This window comes from Roseburia sp. 1XD42-34, assembly GCF_009917385.1.
Lineage (GTDB): Bacteria > Bacillota > Bacilli > Bacillales > Amphibacillaceae > Virgibacillus.
Genome location: NZ_QWLJ01000081.1, coordinates 1 through 2,416, shown reverse-complemented (window position 1 = coordinate 2,416; position 2,416 = coordinate 1). Strand labels below are relative to the sequence as shown.

Annotated in this window: 1 rRNA gene; it reads left to right on the top strand. The window is 53.0% G+C overall.

Features of this window, described 5'->3' with window-relative positions:
• A 23S ribosomal RNA gene (locus tag D1839_RS20045) occupies nucleotides 1-2,377 on the top strand; the annotation flags it as partial.
• Nucleotides 2,378-2,416 lie beyond the last annotated feature (39 nt).

The following is a 2,416-nucleotide window of genomic DNA, read 5'->3' as shown; positions in this document are numbered from 1 at the left end:
GAAAGAGAACCTGAAACCGTGTGCCTACAAGTAGTCGAAGCCCGTTAATGGGTGACGGCGTACCTTTTGTAGAATGGACCGGCGAGTTACGATCGTATGCAAGGTTAAGTGGAAGACACGGAGCCGCAGCGAAAGCGAGTCTGAATAGGGCGAAATGAGTATGCGGTCGTAGACCCGAAACCGTGTGATCTACCCATGTCCAGGGTGAAGGTCAGGTAACACTGACTGGAGGCCCGAACCCACGTATGTTGAAAAATGCGGGGATGAGGTGTGGGTAGGGGTGAAATGCCAATCGAACACGGAGATAGCTGGTTCTCTCCGAAATAGCTTTAGGGCTAGCCTCAAGGAAAGAGTACTGGAGGTAGAGCACTGATTGAACTAGGGGCCCTCATCGGGTTACCGAATTCAGTCAAACTCCGAATGCCAGCTACTTATCCTTGGGAGTCAGACTATGGGTGATAAGGTTCATAGTCGAAAGGGAAACAGCCCAGACCGCCAGCTAAGGTCCCAAAGTATACGTTAAGTGGAAAAGGATGTGGAGTTGCCCAGACAACCAGGATGTTGGCTTAGAAGCAGCCACCATTTAAAGAGTGCGTAATAGCTCACTGGTCGAGTGACTCTGCGCCGAAAATGTACCGGGGCTAAACGTATCACCGAAGCTGCGGATTGTTCTTACGAACAATGGTAGGAGAGCGTTCAAAGTGCAGTGAAGTCAGACCGTGAGGACTGGTGGAGCGCTTTGAAGTGAGAATGCCGGTATGAGTAGCGAAAAAAGAGTGAGAATCTCTTTCACCGAAAGCCTAAGGTTTCCTGAGGAAGGCTCGTCCTCTCAGGGTTAGTCGGGACCTAAGCCGAGGCCGAAAGGCGTAGGCGATGGACAACAGGTAGATATTCCTGTACCACCTCATGAGTGTTTGAACGATGGGGGGACGCAGTAGGATAAGGAATGCGCACCGATGGAAGTGTGCGCCCAAGCAGTGAGAAAGTCGGATAGGCAAATCCGTCCGATAATTTCAAGCTGTGACGGGGAGGGAAATAGAGTACCGAAGTTCCGGATTTCACACTGCCAAGAAAAGCCTCTAGTAAGTTCATAGGTGCCCGTACCGCAAACCGACACAGGTAGGCGAGGAGAGAATCCTAAGGTGAGCGGGAGAACTCTCGTTAAGGAACTCGGCAAAATGACCCCGTAACTTCGGGAGAAGGGGTGCTCCTTTAAGGAGGAGCCGCAGTGAATAGGCCCAAGCGACTGTTTAGCAAAAACACAGGTCTCTGCGAAGCCGAAAGGCGAAGTATAGGGGCTGACACCTGCCCGGTGCTGGAAGGTTAAGGGGAAACGTTAGTGCTTCGGCACGAAGCGTAGAACCGAAGCCCCAGTAAACGGCGGCCGTAACTATAACGGTCCTAAGGTAGCGAAATTCCTTGTCGGGTAAGTTCCGACCCGCACGAAAGGTGCAACGACTTGGGCACTGTCTCAACGAGAGACCCGGTGAAATTATACTATGCGTGAAGATGCGCATTACCCGCGACAGGACGGAAAGACCCCGTGGAGCTTTACTGTAGCCTGATATTGAATGTTGGTACAGCTTGTACAGGATAGGTGGGAGCCATCGAAGCGTGAGCGCTAGCTTACGTGGAGGCAACCGTGGGATACCACCCTGGCTGTACGAACCTTCTAACCCAGGGCCGTGATCCGGTCCGGAGACAGTGTCAGGCGGGCAGTTTGACTGGGGCGGTCGCCTCCCAAAAGGTAACGGAGGCGCCCAAAGGTTCCCTCAGAATGGTTGGAAATCATTCGCAGAGTGTAAAGGCAGAAGGGAGCTTGACTGCGAGACCTACAAGTCGAGCAGGGACGAAAGTCGGGCTTAGTGATCCGGTGGTTCCGCATGGAAGGGCCATCGCTCAACGGATAAAAGCTACCCCGGGGATAACAGGCTTATCTCCCCCAAGAGTTCACATCGACGGGGAGGTTTGGCACCTCGATGTCGGCTCATCGCATCCTGGGGCTGTAGTCGGTCCCAAGGGTTGGGCTGTTCGCCCATTAAAGCGGTACGCGAGCTGGGTTCAGAACGTCGTGAGACAGTTCGGTCCCTATCCGTCGTGGGCGCAGGAGGTTTGAGAGGAGCTGTCCTTAGTACGAGAGGACCGGGATGGACACACCGCTGGTGTACCAGTTGTTCCGCCAGGAGCATAGCTGGGTAGCTACGTGTGGCAGGGATAAGTGCTGAAAGCATCTAAGCATGAAGCCCCCCTCAAGATGAGACTTCCCATCACTAGAAGTGAGTAAGATCCCTCAGAGATGATGAGGTTGATAGGTCCGAGGTGGAAGCGTGGTGACACGTGTAGCTGACGGATACTAATCGATCGAGGACTTAACTAACCATTTAGGAAGATGAATCGTTGGATGATCTCTTATTTA